The sequence below is a fragment of the Pseudomonas asplenii genome (genome assembly GCF_001293465.1).
Classification (GTDB): Bacteria; Pseudomonadota; Gammaproteobacteria; order Pseudomonadales; family Pseudomonadaceae; genus Aquipseudomonas; species Aquipseudomonas fuscovaginae_B.
Map to the genome: position 1 here is coordinate 151,725 of NZ_JSYZ01000007.1, position 17,389 is coordinate 169,113.

At 62.9% G+C, this 17,389-nt stretch carries 18 protein-coding genes; 11 read left to right on the top strand and 7 right to left on the bottom strand.

Features of this window, described 5'->3' with window-relative positions:
* Positions 1 to 175: 175 nt before the first annotated feature.
* Entirely contained in the window at positions 176 to 340 is a 165-nt protein-coding gene (locus PF66_RS33025) for a hypothetical protein (protein ID WP_160320657.1), read from the bottom strand.
* Between the two features lie 137 nt (positions 341 to 477).
* Here PF66_RS33025 and PF66_RS10455 point away from each other — a divergent pair, with 137 nt between their 5' ends.
* Positions 478 to 669: a hypothetical protein gene (locus PF66_RS10455; protein ID WP_054062621.1), complete on the top strand. Its 192-nt coding sequence runs from the start codon at positions 478 to 480 to the stop codon at positions 667 to 669.
* Positions 670 to 682: 13 nt separating this feature from the next.
* On the opposite strand, the gene PF66_RS10460 is transcribed toward PF66_RS10455, so the two are convergent.
* The 3 genes from PF66_RS10460 to PF66_RS10470 all read right to left on the bottom strand — a co-directional run bounded on the left by PF66_RS10460 (position 683) and on the right by PF66_RS10470 (position 6,499).
* A complete protein-coding gene (locus PF66_RS10460; RefSeq protein WP_054056687.1) occupies positions 683 to 1,645 on the bottom strand; it encodes a bifunctional helix-turn-helix transcriptional regulator/GNAT family N-acetyltransferase in 963 nt (320 codons plus the stop codon).
* A 207-nt stretch (positions 1,646 to 1,852) separates the two neighbouring features.
* Positions 1,853 to 4,759 (bottom strand): sensor domain-containing phosphodiesterase, encoded by a 2,907-nt coding sequence (locus tag PF66_RS10465; protein ID WP_054062622.1) that lies wholly within the window; start codon positions 4,757 to 4,759, stop codon positions 1,853 to 1,855.
* A 369-nt stretch (positions 4,760 to 5,128) separates the two neighbouring features.
* Positions 5,129 to 6,499: an MFS transporter gene (locus PF66_RS10470; RefSeq protein WP_054056689.1), complete on the bottom strand. Its 1,371-nt coding sequence runs from the start codon at positions 6,497 to 6,499 to the stop codon at positions 5,129 to 5,131.
* A gap of 94 nt (positions 6,500 to 6,593) precedes the next feature.
* Between PF66_RS10470 and PF66_RS10475 the strand changes: the two genes are divergently transcribed.
* Positions 6,594 to 7,454: a LysR family transcriptional regulator gene (locus tag PF66_RS10475; protein ID WP_054062623.1), complete on the top strand. Its 861-nt coding sequence runs from the start codon at positions 6,594 to 6,596 to the stop codon at positions 7,452 to 7,454.
* A gap of 112 nt (positions 7,455 to 7,566) precedes the next feature.
* Positions 7,567 to 9,768, top strand: coding sequence for an OsmC domain/YcaO domain-containing protein (locus tag PF66_RS10480; protein ID WP_054062624.1), 2,202 nt, complete (start codon positions 7,567 to 7,569; stop codon positions 9,766 to 9,768).
* A gap of 77 nt (positions 9,769 to 9,845) precedes the next feature.
* Here the strand turns inward: PF66_RS10480 and mobH are convergent, their stop codons facing one another.
* Both mobH and PF66_RS10490 read right to left on the bottom strand, forming a co-directional pair.
* Positions 9,846 to 11,054: a MobH family relaxase gene (gene mobH, locus PF66_RS10485; protein ID WP_054062625.1), complete on the bottom strand. Its 1,209-nt coding sequence runs from the start codon at positions 11,052 to 11,054 to the stop codon at positions 9,846 to 9,848.
* A 193-nt stretch (positions 11,055 to 11,247) separates the two neighbouring features.
* On the bottom strand, positions 11,248 to 11,583 hold the full coding sequence (locus tag PF66_RS10490) for an ArsR/SmtB family transcription factor (RefSeq protein WP_054056713.1): 336 nt from the start codon (positions 11,581 to 11,583) through the stop codon (positions 11,248 to 11,250).
* A 57-nt stretch (positions 11,584 to 11,640) separates the two neighbouring features.
* On the opposite strand from PF66_RS10490, the gene PF66_RS10495 reads away from it, so the two are divergent.
* The 7 genes from PF66_RS10495 (at position 11,641) to PF66_RS10525 (ending at position 16,194) form a co-directional block, all read left to right on the top strand.
* Entirely contained in the window at positions 11,641 to 12,732 is a 1,092-nt protein-coding gene (locus PF66_RS10495) for an NADH:flavin oxidoreductase/NADH oxidase (RefSeq protein ID WP_054056693.1), read from the top strand.
* A 244-nt stretch (positions 12,733 to 12,976) separates the two neighbouring features.
* Complete coding sequence (locus tag PF66_RS10500) at positions 12,977 to 13,642, top strand: hypothetical protein (protein ID WP_054056694.1); 666 nt, start codon at positions 12,977 to 12,979, stop codon at positions 13,640 to 13,642.
* Positions 13,639 to 14,160 carry a hypothetical protein gene (locus PF66_RS10505; protein ID WP_054062626.1) on the top strand — a complete coding sequence of 174 codons (522 nt, stop codon included), beginning with the start codon at positions 13,639 to 13,641 and terminating at the stop codon, positions 14,158 to 14,160. The genes PF66_RS10500 and PF66_RS10505 overlap by 4 nt, the downstream gene beginning before the upstream one ends.
* The gene (locus PF66_RS10510; protein WP_054062627.1) at positions 14,157 to 14,678 is read left to right on the top strand and encodes a hypothetical protein; all 522 of its coding nucleotides are present in this window, start codon (positions 14,157 to 14,159) and stop codon (positions 14,676 to 14,678) included. Before PF66_RS10505 ends, PF66_RS10510 begins: the two co-directional genes overlap by 4 nt.
* 62 nt (positions 14,679 to 14,740) lie before the next feature.
* Positions 14,741 to 14,968 (top strand): hypothetical protein, encoded by a 228-nt coding sequence (locus tag PF66_RS10515; RefSeq protein WP_054056697.1) that lies wholly within the window; start codon positions 14,741 to 14,743, stop codon positions 14,966 to 14,968.
* A 35-nt stretch (positions 14,969 to 15,003) separates the two neighbouring features.
* Positions 15,004 to 15,582, top strand: a complete 579-nt coding sequence (locus tag PF66_RS10520; protein WP_054062628.1) for a DUF4291 domain-containing protein — start codon at positions 15,004 to 15,006, stop codon at positions 15,580 to 15,582.
* 51 nt (positions 15,583 to 15,633) lie between these two features.
* Positions 15,634 to 16,194, top strand: coding sequence for a hypothetical protein (locus tag PF66_RS10525; protein WP_054062629.1), 561 nt, complete (start codon positions 15,634 to 15,636; stop codon positions 16,192 to 16,194).
* 153 nt (positions 16,195 to 16,347) lie between these two features.
* Here PF66_RS10525 and PF66_RS10530 read toward each other — a convergent pair whose 3' ends face one another.
* Positions 16,348 to 16,713: a winged helix-turn-helix transcriptional regulator gene (locus PF66_RS10530; RefSeq protein ID WP_054062630.1), complete on the bottom strand. Its 366-nt coding sequence runs from the start codon at positions 16,711 to 16,713 to the stop codon at positions 16,348 to 16,350.
* Positions 16,714 to 16,786: 73 nt separating this feature from the next.
* On the opposite strand from PF66_RS10530, the gene PF66_RS10535 reads away from it, so the two are divergent.
* The gene (locus PF66_RS10535; RefSeq protein ID WP_054062631.1) at positions 16,787 to 17,341 is read left to right on the top strand and encodes a carboxymuconolactone decarboxylase family protein; all 555 of its coding nucleotides are present in this window, start codon (positions 16,787 to 16,789) and stop codon (positions 17,339 to 17,341) included.
* Positions 17,342 to 17,389: the final 48 nt, after the last annotated feature.

Genomic DNA, 17,389 nt, shown 5'->3' on the forward strand with positions numbered 1-17,389 from the left:
GTTGCTGACAGTATAGGCATATTCGATCAGCTGGTTAGTTCACCCCAAAAATGTTCCATGGTTTTCCCTTGCCGGAATTACCCTTGATTTCGTACGGATACGGTCAATTTCTTTAATCGATCTCTGCCTGGTAGCCAGCGACTGTACTGGCAGTTCAAATGGGCTTGCCCGATCTTCAGACCTTCCGTTTCCACCCATTCACTTCAATACGGCAGTCCTCGGTTATTTCATCCAGATAAGGGGCTATCTTCTCTTCATCCAGCATGATCAGGGTCCGCCCGGCCGCAGCTCGCAAAGGCGCTCCTTTTTTATTCAACCGAAACAACACCCGCGCAAGCATGAATGCGTGCTCTATGGGCAAAGTGATGGTAGCGTGTGCCCGCGCCCTGTCGCCGGCAGGCAAACGGCGTCGAGCGCGGATTGGTCGAGACCAGCCCATGACGATCAGCAAAGCACAGACAGGTAGTTGTCCTCACCATGCCATTCACCCGCCCACCCGAAGCGCTGGCACGCCAGATCGAGCAACTCGAGGAGGCGGTCGTGCGCATGCGCGAACAGGCATCGGTGCTGGCCGGCGAGAGGCTGTTCGTCGCTGCGGAACAACTCCTGGAAAACGCCAGCACGCTGGAGCATGCCACGGCAAACCTGAAATCCACGGCCGGTCGATAGCCGCTCGCGCCCCTCAACGAGCGAGCCGGGCCCTGGTGCGGATGAATTGCTGTTCAGTGACAACCGTCCCCCACTGGCTGCCCTGCTCCTGCTTCACCAGCTCGAACCCCTGGGCCTCATAAAGTCGCCGCGCAGCGTCGAGGCCGCTGAACGTCCAGAGTCGAGTCGCATCGAACCCGGCATCGTCACAGAAGCCCAGCGCCTCGCTCAACAACCGACGCCCCACCCCACTCCCTCGACAGCCATCGTCCAGGATGAACCAGCGCAGGTGGGCCTCGTTGTTGCCCAGGTCCTGCCCGTCGATGGCGATCGAACCCACAATGCGTCCATGGTGAGTCGCGAGCCATAACCGGTTGCACGGCTGGTCGAGACGCCCGACGAACTCGGCAACAGCGGTGGCCACCTGGCTTTCGAACACCTGGCCGAACCCTGCCAGCCGGGAGTAGAACGCCGCATGCATCTCGGCTATCCGGCCCACCACGCCTGGTCGATATCCGCTAATGATGCTGATGCCATGGGCTGCAGGCTCGGCAGAACCCAGTCGCCTTGCGGACAAGGCGCGAGCATAGGCCGCCAGGCCCTGCGCGACCACCTGCTGCTCGGTCGGGTTCAGGTGGCCCAGCGCGGCGCTGACTTGCAACTGGCCATAGCCATGGATGTCTGCAACGGTCTTTCTACCGTGAGGGGTCAGACGCAGCAGCTTGGCGCGGGCATCGTCATGACTGGCCGTCTCTTCCAGTTCGCCGGCCTCGATCAGCTTGCTCACCATGCGGCTCACACTGGATTTCTCAAGCCCCAGAACCTGCACCAGTTGGGCGGCCGTCATTACTCCCTGCGCGTCGATCTCCAGCAAGGTGTGCACGGCGGATGCCGAATGGTCGGTCCCCGCCAGTGTCGTGCGCATGAACCCCAGTTCACGCACCATGGTGCGTGAGGCCGAGCGTATTTCATCGATCAGTAAGGAGCTGTCGTTCATGGGAAATGCCCGCCGCCAAATAGTTGCATCATACAACCATTACTTTGACGGCCTGTCCAGCGCTCCCTGGCCCCTCCGTAAGCCATCAGCCCTCAACACCCGTGTAGGAGCGGGCTTGCCCGCGAACACCGGCGCAGCCGGTGCCACCCACCGAGTTGTCCGCTTCGCGGGCAAGCCCACTCCCACAGGGGCGCGCCGAAGCCGCCACTAGGGGATCCAGGACCGGGCGTTCTCCCCGCACCCTCTCAGTGCTTCCAACCCCATCGGTTTGGCGAAGTAATAGCCCTGCGCCTGCCCCGCCCCCATTTCGCGCAGCAGTTCCAGGGTCTCCTGATCCTCGACCCCTTCCGCCACCACACTCAGATCCAGCGATTCCGCCATCCGTACGATGGCCCGTACGATCGCCCGGCTGCGCGCGCTGCCGGTCAGCTCGAAGATGAACGACTTGTCGATCTTCAACCCGCTGAAACGGTACTGGTGCACATAGCTCAGCGACGAGAACCCCGCACCAAAGTCATCGAGTACCACCGACATGCCGTTGTCGGCCAGCCGCTGCATGGTCTGCCGGGCAATCGCCGGTTCGGCCACCAGCGCGCCCTCGGTCAGTTCCAGGCAGATCCGCGACGGCGAGACGCCATGCTGCGCCAGCAGCGCCAGCACATCACCGGCAAAGTCCGGGCGGGTGATGCTGTAGCTGGAGCAGTTGACGTGCACCGCCGGCCAATCGGCGTGCTCGGGTTGGGCAAGGATCGCGGCGACGCTGCCGAGCATGTACAGGTCCAGCCGGCCGATCAGGCGCAGGCCCTCGAAATCCGTCAGGAATTCGCCCGGGGCGATCACCCGCCCGCCCGGCTGGTGCCAGCGGACCAGCGCTTCCAGGGCCAGCAGTTCGCCGGTTTCAACGTTGACGATCGGCTGGAAGTACGGCAGCAGTTCGTCGCTGCGCTTGAGTGCGTTGCGCAGGGCCCCTTCCCGCTCGACCTGGTCCGAGACCTCGCGGCGCAGTTCCTGGTTGAACACCGCGTAGCTGTCGCGTCCGGCGCTCTTGACCCGGTACATCGCCGCATCGGCGTCGCGCAGCAGGTCGGCGGGCTCGTGGTGGAACTGGCTGTCGGCACTGACGATGCCGATGCTGCAGGAAGAAAAGACTTCATGGCCGTTGATCAGGAACGGCAGGTCGAACGCCACCAGGATCCGTTCGGCGACTTCGGTCACCACCTCCAGCGGCGCATCGGGGACGAGTACCGCAAACTCATCGCCGCCCAGCCGTGCCAGCATGTCGCTTTCGCGCAGGCAACCGCGCAGACGCTGGGCCGCCTGCATCAACAGCAGGTCGCCAAAGTGATGGCCAAGGCTGTCGTTGACCATCTTGAAGCGATCGAGGTCGATGAACATCACCGCCAGGTGCCCGCCTGCGCTGTCGAAGTGCGACCAGGCCAGGTTCAGACGCTGCTGCAGGTAGGTACGGTTCGGCAGCCCGGTCAGCGCATCGTGGGTGTTCTCGTGCTGCAGCTTGGCGTTGGCATGGTCGAGTTCGCGGGTGCGGCTCTGCACCCGGGCCTCGAGCATGAGGTTGGCGGCATGGATCGCCTCGGCTGCGCTGCGCCGCGACAGCGCGGTGTCGATGTGCCGCGAGACGAACGTCAGCAGTTCCTGGTCGCGCTGGGTGTAGCGCACCTGCGCGGTGTAGCTTTGCACCGCGAGCACGCCACGCACCACGTCGCCATCGAACAGTGGGATGCCCAGCCAGGAGTGGGAACGGACGTTGTCTTGCGGCGCGTCGATCTCGCCGATCGAGGTCAGCCGGTCGACCTCGTCGACGTCGAACAGGCAGGGCCGGCGCTGGCGGATCACGTACTCGGTCAGGCCGCGGCAGCCGCGCCGGGGGGCCGGACGGTTGGTCTGGCGTTCGTCGACGTAATAGGGAAAGGTCACCTCGCCCGTCGCGTCGTCGAACAGAGCGATATAGAAGTTCTGCGCAAACAGCAGCGCACCCACGATGTCATGCAGGCTCTGGAACAACTCGGCCATGTCGCCGGGCCGGCTCGACAATTCGGCGATCTGGAACAATACGCTCTGCAGGTGCTCGGCGCGCTCGCGGTCCAGTATTTCCTGGCGCAGCGCGTCGTTGAGCGCCGACAGTTCGAGGGTGCGGCGCATCACCGTTTCTTCCAGGTCCGCGCGGTGCAGCATGCGGTCCAGCGCCATCGCCACATGGCGGGCCACCACCAGGAACAGCGCGCGGTCCTCGGCGCTGTAGATACGCGACACGTCGTAGACCTGCATGGCGAGCATGCCGAACACCTCGTCCGAGGCGTTTTTCAGCGGCGCCCCCATCCAGAACTCGGGGCGGTCGCCCACGCAATAGAAGCGCTGCTCGGCCTCGGCGGCGAGGATCCCGGCGGCGTCGATCAGCAGCGGCTGGCCGCTGGTCAGCACCTGGCCGGTCAGGGACAGGTGATCGGGGTCGAGGTATTCGTAGTTTTCGGACTGCAGGGCCTGGGTGTCGATGATGTCGACATAGTACGGGTAGTCGATCTTGCCGGTGTGCGGGTCGTACAGCGCGAGGTAGAAGTTCTCGGCGTCGATCAGGCTGGCCAGCAGCCGGTGAATGCCCACCAGGAACACCGAGCGGTCACGGGTCGAACTGGCCAGGTAGATGATTTCATAGAGCACCCGCTGGGTGACCTGCGCCCGCGCCAGGGCATCGGCCTGCACCTGGACACCCAGGCGTCGGGCGAATTCGGCAAGTGCCGGCTGCGTGGCCTGCTCGAGCGGCGCGAGCAACCAGCCCAGGACGCTTTCGCCACGGCCGGTGGGCCAACGGTGCAGGTGTCGGGCCCGGCAAAAGGCTTCGAATTCGTCATTCGAGACGATGGACGGCCACTGCGCCCGGGGGTCGCCCCGCCCGACCAGGTGCAACTGTTCGCCAGCGCGATAGACCGCCCAGGCGCTGGTGTGAACCCAGTTGCGCGCCGAGTCCAGCAGTTGCTCGATCGTGTCCTCGTTGTCCGCGGCAATCGCGGCAATGTCCGAGTGACCTTCCTGTTGATCGGCGACGGTATCGCAATCGTTCGATTGCCCAGAGGAGTCGGTCAAGCGACGAAAACTCATCAACACTCCCAGAGCCAAAACTGGCGATACTCAGTGACTGACCGCTAGCGATCCGCTCTCAGGTCAACCCCATGGCGTTCTTTGAATCGTTTATATGTCGGGTGCCAGCCATAGCGCCTTAATGCCATATTGACAGTATCGAGGCGCGTTGAGAATGGGGCTGAGACAGGAGTTTTCCGAACGGTAAATGGGGCCTGATAGGCTCACCCGGACGTGAGTGACGGGGGATGGCCGCCATTGGCGGTTCGCGGTCAAGGCCAACGGCCGTGTGCATCCGGCTCAACGCAGATATTGGCCGCGTCGAAGCCATGCGGATGCTTTCATTCGACCGGGATGAGTTGGTGACGCGGTGGTAGGCGGTTGAATCCCTCATTCCAGGCACAACGGAGCATCGCGGCAAGCGCTCGGTTTCAGTCCACTGAAAGCGATTGCCATCGCCAATAGCAAGGCCGCCACGCAACCACCGAGCGCCAGGTTGATGCCAGGTAGACTCGCCGTGCCACCGAGCAGCGCAACCCCCATCACACCGCCCATCTGCCGGGCCGCGTTGAGGGTGCCGGAGGCTGTTCCGGCATAGTGTGCCGGCACCGCTTCGAGCATCGCGTGGGTGAGCGTGGGTATCGCCAGCGCGATACCGCCTCCAGCCAGCAGCATCGGCAGGATCAACAGTCGGTAAGACTGCTCGGCCAGCGCCGCCAGCATCAGCCCGTAGCCACAGGCGGAAATGCCCAGGCCCAGCATCACCAGGGTGCGACCCGACCAGCGCCCTGCCAGATGCCCGGCCAGCAGGTTCATCACCATCAGCACCCCCATCATCGGCAGGAAGGCCAACCCCGTGCGCTCGGGTGTCCAATGCCATTGCGCCTGGAAGTACAGGCTGAAGGTAAAGACCATGCCGTAGAACACCAGGTTGGCGATCAATCCGACGCTCATCGTGCACCTGACCACCCGGTTGCGCAGGACAGCTGGTGGCAGCATGGCATTGGGATTGCCGTTCTGCAGATGGAGAAACAACCCTGCGGCCAACAGGCAGACCACAAAGGCCGCCAGCACCAGCGGATTGCTCCAGCCCTCATGACCGGCTTCGGTCAGCGCCAGCGTGAGCATGACCAGGGCCAAGGCGCCAGAGAGTTGCCCGGGCAAGTCCAGCTTGCGCCCGGGCTGCCCCGTTCCGGCGGGAATGCCGCCGAGCGTGAACCACAGCCCCAGCAGACCGATCGGCAGGTTGATCAGGAACACACTGCGCCAACCCCAGTGCTCGACCAACACCCCGCCGAGCACTGGCCCGGCCGCCAGCGCGATACCACCACCGGCACTCCACCAGCCCACGGCCCGACGACGCTGGGCAGGATCGATATAGAGCTGGCGCAGCAAGGCGAGTGACGTCGGCACCAACAAGGCCGCGCCGAATCCCTGGATGACCCGCCAGCCGACCAGCCCCCAGAGCGTCGAGGCCACCCCAGCACCCAGCGAGGCGCCGGTGAACAGCACCAGGCCGATCAGGTACAGGCGCCTGGCGCCCAGGCGATCGCTCAACGTACCCGCCAGCAACAGCGAGGCGGCAAACACCAGGGCATAGGCATTGACCACCCATTGCAAGCCGCGCACATCCGTGTCCAACGCGCTGCGCAAGGTATCGAGGGCCACATTGACGACGCTCACGTCGATCAGAACGATGGCGAAACCGAGGCAGGCCGCCAGCAACGCTCGGGTGGAAGGGGATTGCGGATGCTCAGTCATGTCCGACTCCTCAAGGAAAGAAGCGACGATACAAGCCGGACTATCCGTGCGAATATTCCGTAAATGCTCACGCCATATCGGGAAAAACGCACAGATGCTGGACTGGGAAAACCTGCGCTACTTCGTGGCGATCGTCGAGGCCGGTAGCCTCTCTGGCGCCGCACGGCACATGAAAGTCGACCATGGGACGGTCAGTCGGCGCCTGTCGGCGCTCGAAGCCGAACTGGGCGTGAGGCTGCTCGACCGACTGCCGCGCCGATGCAGCCTGACCGCCATGGGCATGCAGATCCACCGGCTCGCCCAGGACATGGAGCGGGCCGCATTCGGCATCGAACGCCTGGCCAGCGCTGAACAGGCGAACATGTCCGGCAAGGTCACCTTGAGCGTACCGCCGGTACTGGGCACGAACTTCTTCGCCGATCGGCTCGCCCCCTTGAGGAAACGTCACCCAGGCATTCAGCTGTCGATGGCCAACCAGGCGCAGAGCGTATCCCTGGAACGCCGCGAGGCCGATATCGCGGTCCGGCTGTTTCGGCCGAGCGAACCGGCCAACGTCACCCGCCGTATCGGGCGCATGCCGTTCGGGCTCTATTGCGCCCACGACTATGCCCACGCGACACAGCCACAAGACTGGGGTTTCATCGCCTATGACGCGCAGTATGCCGACATGCCGCACCAGCAATGGCTGCTGTCCGTGGCGGCAGGCCGCCCGGTGGTCTGCGAGGTGAGCGACATCAGCACCCAGCAACGGGTCGCGCGCTCGGGCCTTGGCGTGGCCGGACTGCCACTGTTCATCGGCGACCCTGACCCGGCGCTCAGGCCCCTGCCCTGCGACGGCGAAAGCTTCTACCGCGATATCTGGCTGGTGGTGCATGGCGACCTTGGCAAGTCACCGCTGATCCGGGCCGTACTCGATTATGTTTCGGAAACGGTGGAGCAGGTGTTTGCCACCTGAGCCAGGCGGCGCAACCGCGAAGATCCGCAGTCTCGTCCGCTATCGCTTCCTTCCCGGCGAAAAGACCGGATAATAGCGGCCATTCGTATTTTCGCTCTTCTGGTAATCCCGCATGGAAATCAAGGTCAACTTTCTCGACAACCTCCGACTCGAAGCCAAATTCGATGACTTCACGGTGGTGGCCGATCAACCCATCCGCTACAAGGGCGATGGCTCGGCACCGAGTCCCTTCGACTATTTCCTGGCCTCCTCGGCCCTGTGCGCGGCCTACTTCGTCAAGGTGTACTGCGAAACCCGCAATATCCCCACCGACAACATCCGCCTGTCGCAGAACAACATCGTCGACCCGGAGAACCGCTACAACCAGATCTTCAAGATCCAGGTCGAACTGCCCGCGGACATCTCCGACAAGGACCGCCAGGGTATCCTGCGCTCGATCGATCGCTGCACGGTGAAAAAGGTCGTGCAGACCGGGCCGGAGTTCGTCATCGAGGAAGTGGAGAACCTGGACGCCGATGCCCAGGCCCTGCTGATGCCGAGCAGCGATTCGCCCACCCGCACCTACATTCCCGGCAAGGACCTGCCGCTGGAGCAGACCATCGCCAACATGTCCGCCATCCTCTCGGGCCTGGGCATGAAGATCGAGATCGCCTCATGGCGCAACATCGTGCCGAACGTCTGGTCGCTGCATATCCGCGATGCGCAGTCGCCGATGTGCTTCACCAACGGCAAGGGCTCGACCAAGGAAAGCGCCCTGGCTTCGGCCCTGGGCGAGTTCATCGAGCGCCTGAACTGCAACTTCTTCTACAACGACCAGTTCTGGGGCGAAGAGATCGCCAACGCCGAATTCGTCCACTACCCGGACGAACGCTGGTTCAAGCCCGGGCGCCAGGACGCCCTGCCCAAGGAAATCCTCGACGAGCACTGCCTGGCGATCTACAACCCCGATGGCGAGCTGCGCGGTTCGCACCTGTACGACACCAACTCCGGCAACACCGAGCGCGGCATCTGCTCGCTGCCGTTCGTGCGCCAGTCGGATGGCGAGGTGGTGTACTTCCCGTCCAACCTGATCGAGAACCTGTTCCTCAGCAACGGCATGAGCGCCGGCAACACCCTGGCCGAAGCGCAGGTACAGTGCCTGTCGGAGATCTTCGAGCGTGCGGTGAAGCGTGAAATCCTCGAAGGCGAAATCGCCCTGCCGGACGTGCCGCAGGAAGTACTGGCGAAGTACCCGGGGATTCTGGCCGGCATCCAGGGTCTCGAGGAACAGGGCTTCCCGGTGCTGGTCAAGGATGCTTCCCTGGGCGGTGAATTCCCGGTGATATGCGTGACCTTGATGAACCCGCGCACCGGCGGTGTGTTCGCCTCGTTCGGCGCGCACCCGAGCTTCGAAGTGGCGTTGGAGCGCAGCCTGACCGAACTGCTGCAGGGGCGCAGCTTCGAGGGGCTGAACGACCTGCCGCAGCCGACCTTCGAAAGCCAGGCGGTGATGGAGCCGAACAACTTCGTCGAGCACTTCATCGACTCCAGCGGCGTGGTGTCGTGGCGTTTCTTCAGCGCCAAGGCCGACTACGAATTCGTCGAGTGGGACTTCTCCGGCCAGGGCGAAGACTCCAACGCCGAGGAAGCCGCCGCGCTGTTCGGCATCCTCGAAAGCCTGGAGAAGGAAGTCTACATGGCGGTGTACGAGCACCTGGGCGCGTCGGCCTGCCGCATCCTGGTGCCGGGCTACTCGGAAATCTATCCGGTGGACGACCTGATCTGGGACAACACCAACAAGGCACTGTTCTTCCGCGAAGACATCCTCAACCTGCACCGCCTGGACGAGGAAGGCCTGCAAGGGCTGGTCGGCCTGCTGGAAGAAAGCGAACTGGACGACTACACCGACATCACCACGCTGATCGGCATCGAGTTCGACGAAAACACCGCCTGGGGCCAGTTGACCATCCTGGAGCTGAAGCTGCTGATCCACCTGGCGCTGCAGAACTTCGAGGAAACGAAGGAGTTGGTCGAAACCTTCCTGCAGTACAACGACAACACCGTCGAGCGCGGCCTGTTCTACCAGGCCCTTAACGTGGCGCTGGAAGTGGTGCTGGACGACGATTTTGAGATGGCCGACTACGAAGTCAACTTCCGCCGCATGTTCGGCAACCCGCGCATGGACGCGGTGCTGGGCTCGATCGACGGCAGCGTGCGCTTCTTCGGCCTGACGCCGACCAGCATGAAGCTCGAAGGTCTCGACCGCCATCAGCGGCTGATCGACAGCTACCGGAAACTGCACGCGGCCCGGGCCAGGATGGTCGCCTCCCGCTAAGCCCTGTCGAGAGAAAAAAGCGCCCCGTGCGCTCTTTTCTCCCTGGCGACCGAAGCAGCCTGGACCCGCCGCGCGAGTCACTCCTTCAACCGCAAGGAGGGATTGTCCGCCGGGGCCTCGGCAAAGATCAGCAGCGGGTCCTTGAGCAGGTAGCCCTTGAGGTCGCGGACCTTGCGCAGGTCCTGAAGCCCGCAAGTCCAGATGTTCAGGCCCTTGCTGCCCTTGCGATGCACCCGCTGTTTCTCGAAACAGCGCTGAACCCAGCGCCAGTCGTCGGTGTCCTGCGACTTGGCCAGCTCGGCTATCTCGGGGTGCTCCTGGACATAACGGTGAAAGATGGCCGGGGACACCATGAACGCCGTGCCGGCAACGCTGTGAACCTTTGCCGCGGCGGTGTTGGTCACGATCCTGCCGGTGAGGATGCCGTCGCGAAGCCAACGGATGAAAGCCTCCCCCCTGGCCTTGTCGCCCCCATCGTCGCTTGCCTCGGCACAGGCCAGCGCAACCACCGGCTGCGGAACCACTTCGGCGGGTGGCGGTTGAGACATCCTCGCCGAACTGCCCTCCTGCCCATCGGCAATCGATGCCTGGTCAGCCTGGGTCAGCAGTTCACCCAAGGCGCCGGCCTTTTCATCGTGCCCCGCCAGAACATGGATCAAGGCCCTCCAGAGCTCGGGGTAGCCACTCAACCACTGGAGTGTCGAATGAGACACCAACTGGGTGAACAACAGGCCAGCCGCGGCGACATGAGCCTGGTCCGGATTGTCGTTGAGGTACTTGAAGCGGTAGGGCCGCTCGGGTGGCCCCATCCAGGGATACCATGCCGCACCGTTGGACAACTGCACACTCATGTCGACGATGATCCTGCCGAGATCGCGCAACAACGCGCCATAGGCCGTGGCGACGCTCCAGGCCTCCGCCTGGACGCCCTGCACTTGCGTGCTGGCCCCGGCCGGCAGCAGGCGCGACTGGCGCAACTTCAGCACATAGACCGTGGTACTCAGGCAGTGGTCGAGCAAGCCGCCGGGGTAGGCGTGATGAGCGTGCCGCGAGGCGGGAAACTGCTGGGCCAGCTCGGCACAGCGCTCGATGGGCTTGAGATAGAGCCCATCGAACTGGTCGCGTGACAGCGAAACGAGTTGCCAGATCTGCCCGAGCAGTGCTTGCCGGCGCGGCGTCGCAAGGAGTTCGGCAGCCGACTGCGGGATGAAGTACCCGACTGCCGGACCTGCCCCATGGGGGCCTGAATCTGCGGGGTTTATTTTCAGCAACCGGCGCCAGAACATCGAAGTGTCATCCGTATCCGTGGAAAGACCTTTCGAATTCCCGGGCAGCCTGCGACGAACCCGGCCGCCCGTGAATCCTCGTTTTCTACCTGGATTTACGCACTTGCAGGGGGAGGATAACCATGGAGAAACAGGTTTGCGGCTTGCGTGTTTTCAGCCGCTGAAAGCGTTGCGCACCCGGCAGGCGCCTGGATCAGCGCTGGGACAGAATGCAGCCGAGCAACCCGGGAAAACGCGTGTCGAGCATTTCCAGGCGCAATGAATTCATGTGCGTGGTGCCGACGTTGCGAGTGTGCACCAGCCCCGCATCGCGCAGCACGCGAAAGTGGTGGGACATGCTCGACTTGGGCCGCCCGCCATCCAGCTCACCGCAGCTCGCCTCGGCCACACCGGCCAGGCTGCGGACGATTTCCATGCGCACAGGGTCGCTCAAGGCGTAGAGCACGCGTTCGAGCATGAGGTCTTCGGGAGCCGGGTGTTTGAATTCTCGCATGCCGGGAATGATAACAAGACTTCCCTTTATTGCCATAGTTCGATTAACATCGAACAAACGAATCAACCTATCCATCGTCTCCTGGAGATTTCCATGTCGGCACTGTTCGAACCCTACAAGCTCAAGGACGTCACGCTGCGCAACCGCATCGCGATCCCACCGATGTGCCAGTACATGGCCACCGACGGCCTGATCAACGACTGGCACCAGGTCCACCTTGCCGGCCTGGCCCGTGGCGGCGCTGGCCTGCTGGTGGTGGAGGCCACCGCCGTGGCACCGGAAGGCCGCATCACCCCCGGCTGCGCCGGCATCTGGAACGACGAACAGGCCCAGGCCTTCGTTCCCGTGGTCAAGGCCATCAAGGCCGCAGGCTCGGTGCCCGGCATCCAGATCGCCCACGCCGGCCGCAAGGCCAGCGCCAACCGGCCATGGGAAGGCGACGACCACATTGCCGAATCCGATGCCCGCGGCTGGCAGACCATCGCGCCGTCCGCCCTGCCCTTCGGCGCGCACCTGCCCAAAACACCAAAGGCCATGACCCTGGAGGACATCGCCCGGGTCAAGCAGAACTTCGTCGATGCCGCCCGTCGCGCCCGCGATGCCGGTTTCGAGTGGATCGAGCTGCACTTTGCCCACGGTTACCTGGGCCAGAGCTTCTTCTCCGAGCATTCCAACCAGCGCACCGACGCCTACGGCGGCAGCTTCGAAAACCGCAGCCGCTTCCTGCTGGAAACCCTTGCTGCGGTGCGTGAAGTCTGGCCGGAAAACCTGCCGCTCACCGCGCGTTTCGGCGTGCTGGAATATGACGGCCGTGACGAGCAGACCCTCACCGAGTCCATCGAACTGGCCCGCCGGTTCAAGGCTGGCGGCCTGGACCTGCTGAGCGTCAGCGTCGGCTTTACCATCCCCGACACCAACATCCCATGGGGCCCGGCATTCATGGGTCCGATCGCCGAGCGCGTGCGGCGCGAAGCCGATATCCCGGTGACCTCGGCCTGGGGCTTCGGCACCCCGCAACTGGCGGAAGGCGCCCTGAAGGCCGGGCACCTGGACCTGGTCTCGGTAGGCCGTGCGCACCTGGCCGACCCGCATTGGGCCTACGCCGCAGCCAAGGAGCTGGGCGTCGACAAGGCCGCCTGGACACTGCCGGCGCCTTACGCGCATTGGCTGGAGCGCTATCGCTGAGTCGTTGTCGCGTTGAACCGGAAAGGCACCGATGTTCCGGTGCCTTTTCTTGCCCGGCTCGATGCCCCCCAAAAAACCGCGACGGATTTCGGGCGTCAATAACTCGAAAATCACGACCGATCGCTAGCAAAACGCCAGCACTTCCCTTAGGCTTCGCCTCGCAAAACCCGTGTGCCAGGAAGGCCGCCATCATGACTTTCCAACCGACACCGGTGCTTGACCGTCAGTTCAATCAGGGAAGTCCATGTTCCGCGTCATCAAGGCTTCGGCCATCCTCTTTCTCGTCGGCCTGCTCAGCGGCTGTATCACCCACAGCGCCTCACTCGTCAGCGACCCGCTGCAACCGGCCAGCGGTGAGCCCGTGGCCTACCTGGTCGGTTCCATTGGCCCACAGTCGTTCAAGCTCTCCCCGGCCGACAACCAGCGCCTGCTGATCCGCAAACGCGGCTCCGCCTATGGCGCCGCCGGCCTGTGGATGCGCGGTGGCAACCAGACACCGCAAGACATCGAGGATGGCGACGGCGCCGCCAGTGTCTTCGTACTGCCCCTCAAGCCCGGCGACTACGAGTTCTACGATTTCCAGTTCTTTTCCGCCCAGTACACGCCTGGGCTTGGCACCACCTTCACCTCGCGCCAGGCCCGGGAAAAATTCAACCTGCCGCTACGGCTCGAAGCCGGCAAGGCCTACTATCTCGGCGAATTCCGCTCGATGTGCCTGATGGGCGACCGCTGCGCCTTCCTGTGGCGGGACCAACTCGCCCGCGATGGTGCCATCGCCCTGCGCCAGCAGCCCGCCCTGCCGCCGCTGCAGCGCCTGAACCTGGATCTCAAGAGCGCCGCCCCCTACCTGTTCATCGCCCCCACGTCGACCACCGGCAAGCCTGCCGGCGCCACGGAAGTCAAACCATGAGAACACTTGCCGGCCTCGTCGCCGCGAGCCTGCTGACCGGCTGCACCGCGACCAACACCCTGCCCGACAGCACCTTGGCCGATGGCCAGGACTACCTGCAACCCATCCATGTGATGGTCGACGACCCCCTGCAGTCCTCGACGCTGCGCAACCACCTGCGCGAGACCGGGGTTTTCCGCAACATCGAAACCGGCAGCGGCAAGGCCGACGAGTACAGCGTGCAGGTCAAACTGAAGATGCAGCGCGAGTACCCGCCGTTCCCGGTGGTTCTGCTCAGTTGCGCCACCCTGTTCATGCTGCCCCTGTCGAAGGAAATCGATACCGACACCGAGTTCACCGTCCTGCGCGGCGACCAGCGTCTCAAGCAATACCGCTATCGCAACAGCACCCGCAAATACACCTGGCTGCTGGATCAGGGCGGCGAGATGGAAGGCCAGAACCTCGGCCGCATCGCCCGCGCCTTTGCCCGGGACGTGCGCCAGGACCAACTGATCCCTGCCGTCGGAGCTGCACAATGAGCCTGAAGCCTTCAGTTGCCGCTGCGCTGCTGGGTGCCGCCCTGCTGACCAGCGGCTGCACCAACAACCTGAAGCCACTCGACTACCACGCCGAGCGCGCCTACGTCCCGGTCACCCTGGACCTGGGTTCCATCAACAATCGTTTCGACGAGCAGCGTCATCGCCAGATGATCGGCGTGCTCAAGGACACCGGCGCGTTCTCCATGCTCGACGGCGGCTACAGCCGCAGTGGCTACAGCCTGTCGATCCGCGAGCCCTATGACGGTGGTCCGAGCTACCTGGGCCTGCTGAACGTCTTCACCCTCTTCACGTTCCCGATGCCCTACCCTTACAAGGACAACCTGCGTGGCCAGGTCTACAAGGACGGCGAGTTGCTCAAGACCTACAACTATTCCCGCGAAGGCTGGAGTGTGCTGGCCTGGTACGTGCCACTGTCGAGCGTGGAAAACCGCCGGCAGATGCTCGATCAGTTGATGAACGAAATGGACAAGGATCAGGTGATTCCCCATCAACCTTGAACCCCGGCCTGGTCAGGGCCACTGACTTTTGCACCCCTCTCAGACGCTCGGGAGAGCCATGGATGTCCGGCAATATCGGTAACGAGTACCTTCACGCAGTGCTGACCGGCCTGCGATTCGTCTTTCTGATGGTCCTCTCGGCCTGGCTTGCCGGCAAGTTGCAGGGCCTGTTTCACAACCACAACACCTTCGTGTTCATCGGTTTGTTGATGACAATCTGGTTTGTCCTCAACGAACTGTTGGAACGGGCCGGCAGGAAGCGCCGTCGCGCGTCATCGGAGAAACACTGATTACCCCATGACGAAAACAACCACAGGACTATCATTTGCCTACACCTCCACTTCGCCAGATCCGCGCGCAGTACGACGAGCAGACCATTCGCGTCTACCAGGCCTATTCGGACTCCATCGCCGAGGCCGCCCTCGCCCACGGGACCTTCGTCTCGCCGCCGTTCAAGATGGAACGGATGACCTGGATAAAACCCTCCTTCCTCTGGATGATGTACCGCGCCGGCTGGGGCCTGAAGGACGCCGGCCAAACCCGCATCCTGGCGATCGACATCACTCACGAAGGCTTCGCCTGGGCCCTGGAACACAGCTGCCCGAGCCACCCAGAAGAGTCGATGAGCCAGGAACAATGGCAGTCCCTGAAGGACAACTCCCCGGTCCGCATCCAGTGGGACCCGGAGCGTGACCTGCACCTGCAACCGCAGACCCACCGCGCCATCCAGATCGGCCTGGGCAAGGAAGCTGTCGCGCTTTACGTCAACGAGTGGATACGGAACATCACCGACGTGACCCCGCTGGCTCGCCATATCCATGGGCTGGTAGCCGGGCACCGGCTTGCCGAGGCACAGCAGGCGCTGCCGGTGGAGGTCGAATACAGACGACCTTCAGTGGCCTGAGCAGTACCTTTTCATCATTCAGACGAACATGTTCAAGGATATTCATAAGTCATGAAGAGCCCCAAACTGCTGACCCTCGCTCTCGTCCTGGCATTACCGGCCTGCCACTCCAATGTCCGGGACTCTTCGCCCAGCTTCGCGAAGGAGGGTGTGCAACTGGGTCAGAAAAAGGTCGTGGTCGATGCCGAGCACGCCAAGGTGATCCTGAAGTCATCCGGCAGCACCGCTCCCGTGGAGTATTCGATCAGTCGCGCCAATGACCCCGACCAGCGCCTGGAAGTCCTTGGACGCGTGGTGGACTCGGGCCGCGGGAAAGTATTTGGCTGGATCGCCAAGCTCAACGAAACCAGCAGCAGCGCGCTGCTGAAGAACTTCCCGCAGTTGGAAGTACAGGCCGATGCCAACCAATCGCTGCTGGTATCGGGTTACGGCCGCAGCCTCGGGACCGCCAATCATTATACCTGCGGCCCGATCAACACCCGCTTTACCCCGCAGAGCGGCAAGGTTTACCTGGTGGAATTCCAGTACATCGAACAGCGCTGTGAACTGCATGTCTATGACGTGACGAAGCCCAAGGAGCGCATTCCTGTGCAGAGTACGCCTTCGACGTAAAAGCTTTGGCGTCTTTCATCGGCTGATGACGAATCGACCTGCATCGCCCCCAACGCCCGCTCAACGAACGAAAGGCTCCATCAGGCGTTCCCCCGAAGCCTGAGGAACGACCCACGGATGTCCGAACGGGCCGGCCGACTCGGCATTGCGCTTTCATGATTTCGTCGCGGCAACTGCCTTATTTTGGGGAGGCCGTGAATTGACGGCTTCATCCCACTTTTCCGCGAAGCGGTAAAGCGGCAGAAACGCTTGGGTGAGTTCGATGCCCAGCCGGGTTAGGCCATAACCGCTTTTCCCGGACTCAACGATACCCGCCTCGCGCAGCTCATGAATTCGAGCCTGAAGGACTGTGGGAGAAATCTCACCAGCGGCAGTACGCAGTGCCCTGGAGCTGAGTTCGCCGCCTTGAAGCTCCCAAAGTATTCGCAAAGCCCATTTTTGCCCCAAAAGATCCAGCAGCGCCATGATAGGCCGGCGTGGGGTTTCAATTGATGGGCTGGTAGGTCTGTCATCACTCATGCTGATTGGCCTTGACTGCTACGTTTACTGTAGCAATCCTCACTGCTACATTATCAGTAGCGGAGGATACACCATGTCACGCATCTCGCCTCTCAGTGCTCCATACCCGCAAGATATCCAAACCGCATTCGATCGAATCATGGGACCGGGCGTACCGCCCCTGGTGCTCTTCTCGACCCTTGCAAAGAGCGAACGAGCCTGGCGCAAATTCATGGGAGGCTCGCTGCTGGACGGTTCTGTCCTCACCCTTCGCCAACGGGAGCTGGTGATCAACAGAGTCTGCGCACGCACGGGGTGCGAGTACGAGTGGGGGGTGCATGTCCTGGCCTTCTCAAAAGCTGCCGGCCTCTCCAGGGAAGACATCGCCGAAACCTTGCGGTATCCGCTCAATGGGACTCACTGGTCTGCCGATGAGGCGGCCCTGCTAAGCACCATCGACTCTCTGCATGACCGAGCTACGTTGAGCACCGCCGAGTTCGAACTGGCAAGAGAACACTTGAACGAGGAGCAAATTCTGGAGGTGCTGATGCTCGCCGGCTTCTATCGCACAGTTTCGTACATCGCCAATGGGCTGGATCTCCCACTGGAGAAGCACGCAGCCCGATTCAGCGCGTTCAATCCCGGCTGAAGGTCAGCTCGCAAGGTGCAGCCCATGGCCTAGGCTATGTACGAAATC

What these genes read in the sequence shown, in the direction of transcription:
- PF66_RS10495 (WP_054056693.1), top strand. Translation starts at nt 11,641, where the DNA reads ATGTCGGCACTGTTCGAACCCTACAAGCTCAAGGACGTCACGCTGCGC.
- PF66_RS10480 (WP_054062624.1), top strand. Translation starts at nt 7,567, where the DNA reads ATGGAAATCAAGGTCAACTTTCTCGACAACCTCCGACTCGAAGCCAAA.
- PF66_RS10455 (WP_054062621.1), top strand. Translation starts at nt 478, where the DNA reads ATGCCATTCACCCGCCCACCCGAAGCGCTGGCACGCCAGATCGAGCAA.
- PF66_RS10515 (WP_054056697.1), top strand. Translation starts at nt 14,741, where the DNA reads ATGTCCGGCAATATCGGTAACGAGTACCTTCACGCAGTGCTGACCGGC.
- PF66_RS10535 (WP_054062631.1), top strand. Translation starts at nt 16,787, where the DNA reads ATGTCACGCATCTCGCCTCTCAGTGCTCCATACCCGCAAGATATCCAA.
- PF66_RS10460 (WP_054056687.1), bottom strand. Translation starts at nt 1,645, where the DNA reads ATGAACGACAGCTCCTTACTGATCGATGAAATACGCTCGGCCTCACGC.
- PF66_RS10475 (WP_054062623.1), top strand. Translation starts at nt 6,594, where the DNA reads ATGCTGGACTGGGAAAACCTGCGCTACTTCGTGGCGATCGTCGAGGCC.
- PF66_RS10510 (WP_054062627.1), top strand. Translation starts at nt 14,157, where the DNA reads ATGAGCCTGAAGCCTTCAGTTGCCGCTGCGCTGCTGGGTGCCGCCCTG.
- PF66_RS10490 (WP_054056713.1), bottom strand. Translation starts at nt 11,583, where the DNA reads ATGGCAATAAAGGGAAGTCTTGTTATCATTCCCGGCATGCGAGAATTC.
- mobH (WP_054062625.1), bottom strand. Translation starts at nt 11,054, where the DNA reads ATGTTCTGGCGCCGGTTGCTGAAAATAAACCCCGCAGATTCAGGCCCC.
- PF66_RS10525 (WP_054062629.1), top strand. Translation starts at nt 15,634, where the DNA reads ATGAAGAGCCCCAAACTGCTGACCCTCGCTCTCGTCCTGGCATTACCG.
- PF66_RS10470 (WP_054056689.1), bottom strand. Translation starts at nt 6,499, where the DNA reads ATGACTGAGCATCCGCAATCCCCTTCCACCCGAGCGTTGCTGGCGGCC.
- PF66_RS10530 (WP_054062630.1), bottom strand. Translation starts at nt 16,713, where the DNA reads ATGAGTGATGACAGACCTACCAGCCCATCAATTGAAACCCCACGCCGG.
- PF66_RS33025 (WP_160320657.1), bottom strand. Translation starts at nt 340, where the DNA reads ATGCTTGCGCGGGTGTTGTTTCGGTTGAATAAAAAAGGAGCGCCTTTG.
- PF66_RS10500 (WP_054056694.1), top strand. Translation starts at nt 12,977, where the DNA reads ATGTTCCGCGTCATCAAGGCTTCGGCCATCCTCTTTCTCGTCGGCCTG.
- PF66_RS10465 (WP_054062622.1), bottom strand. Translation starts at nt 4,759, where the DNA reads ATGAGTTTTCGTCGCTTGACCGACTCCTCTGGGCAATCGAACGATTGC.
- PF66_RS10505 (WP_054062626.1), top strand. Translation starts at nt 13,639, where the DNA reads ATGAGAACACTTGCCGGCCTCGTCGCCGCGAGCCTGCTGACCGGCTGC.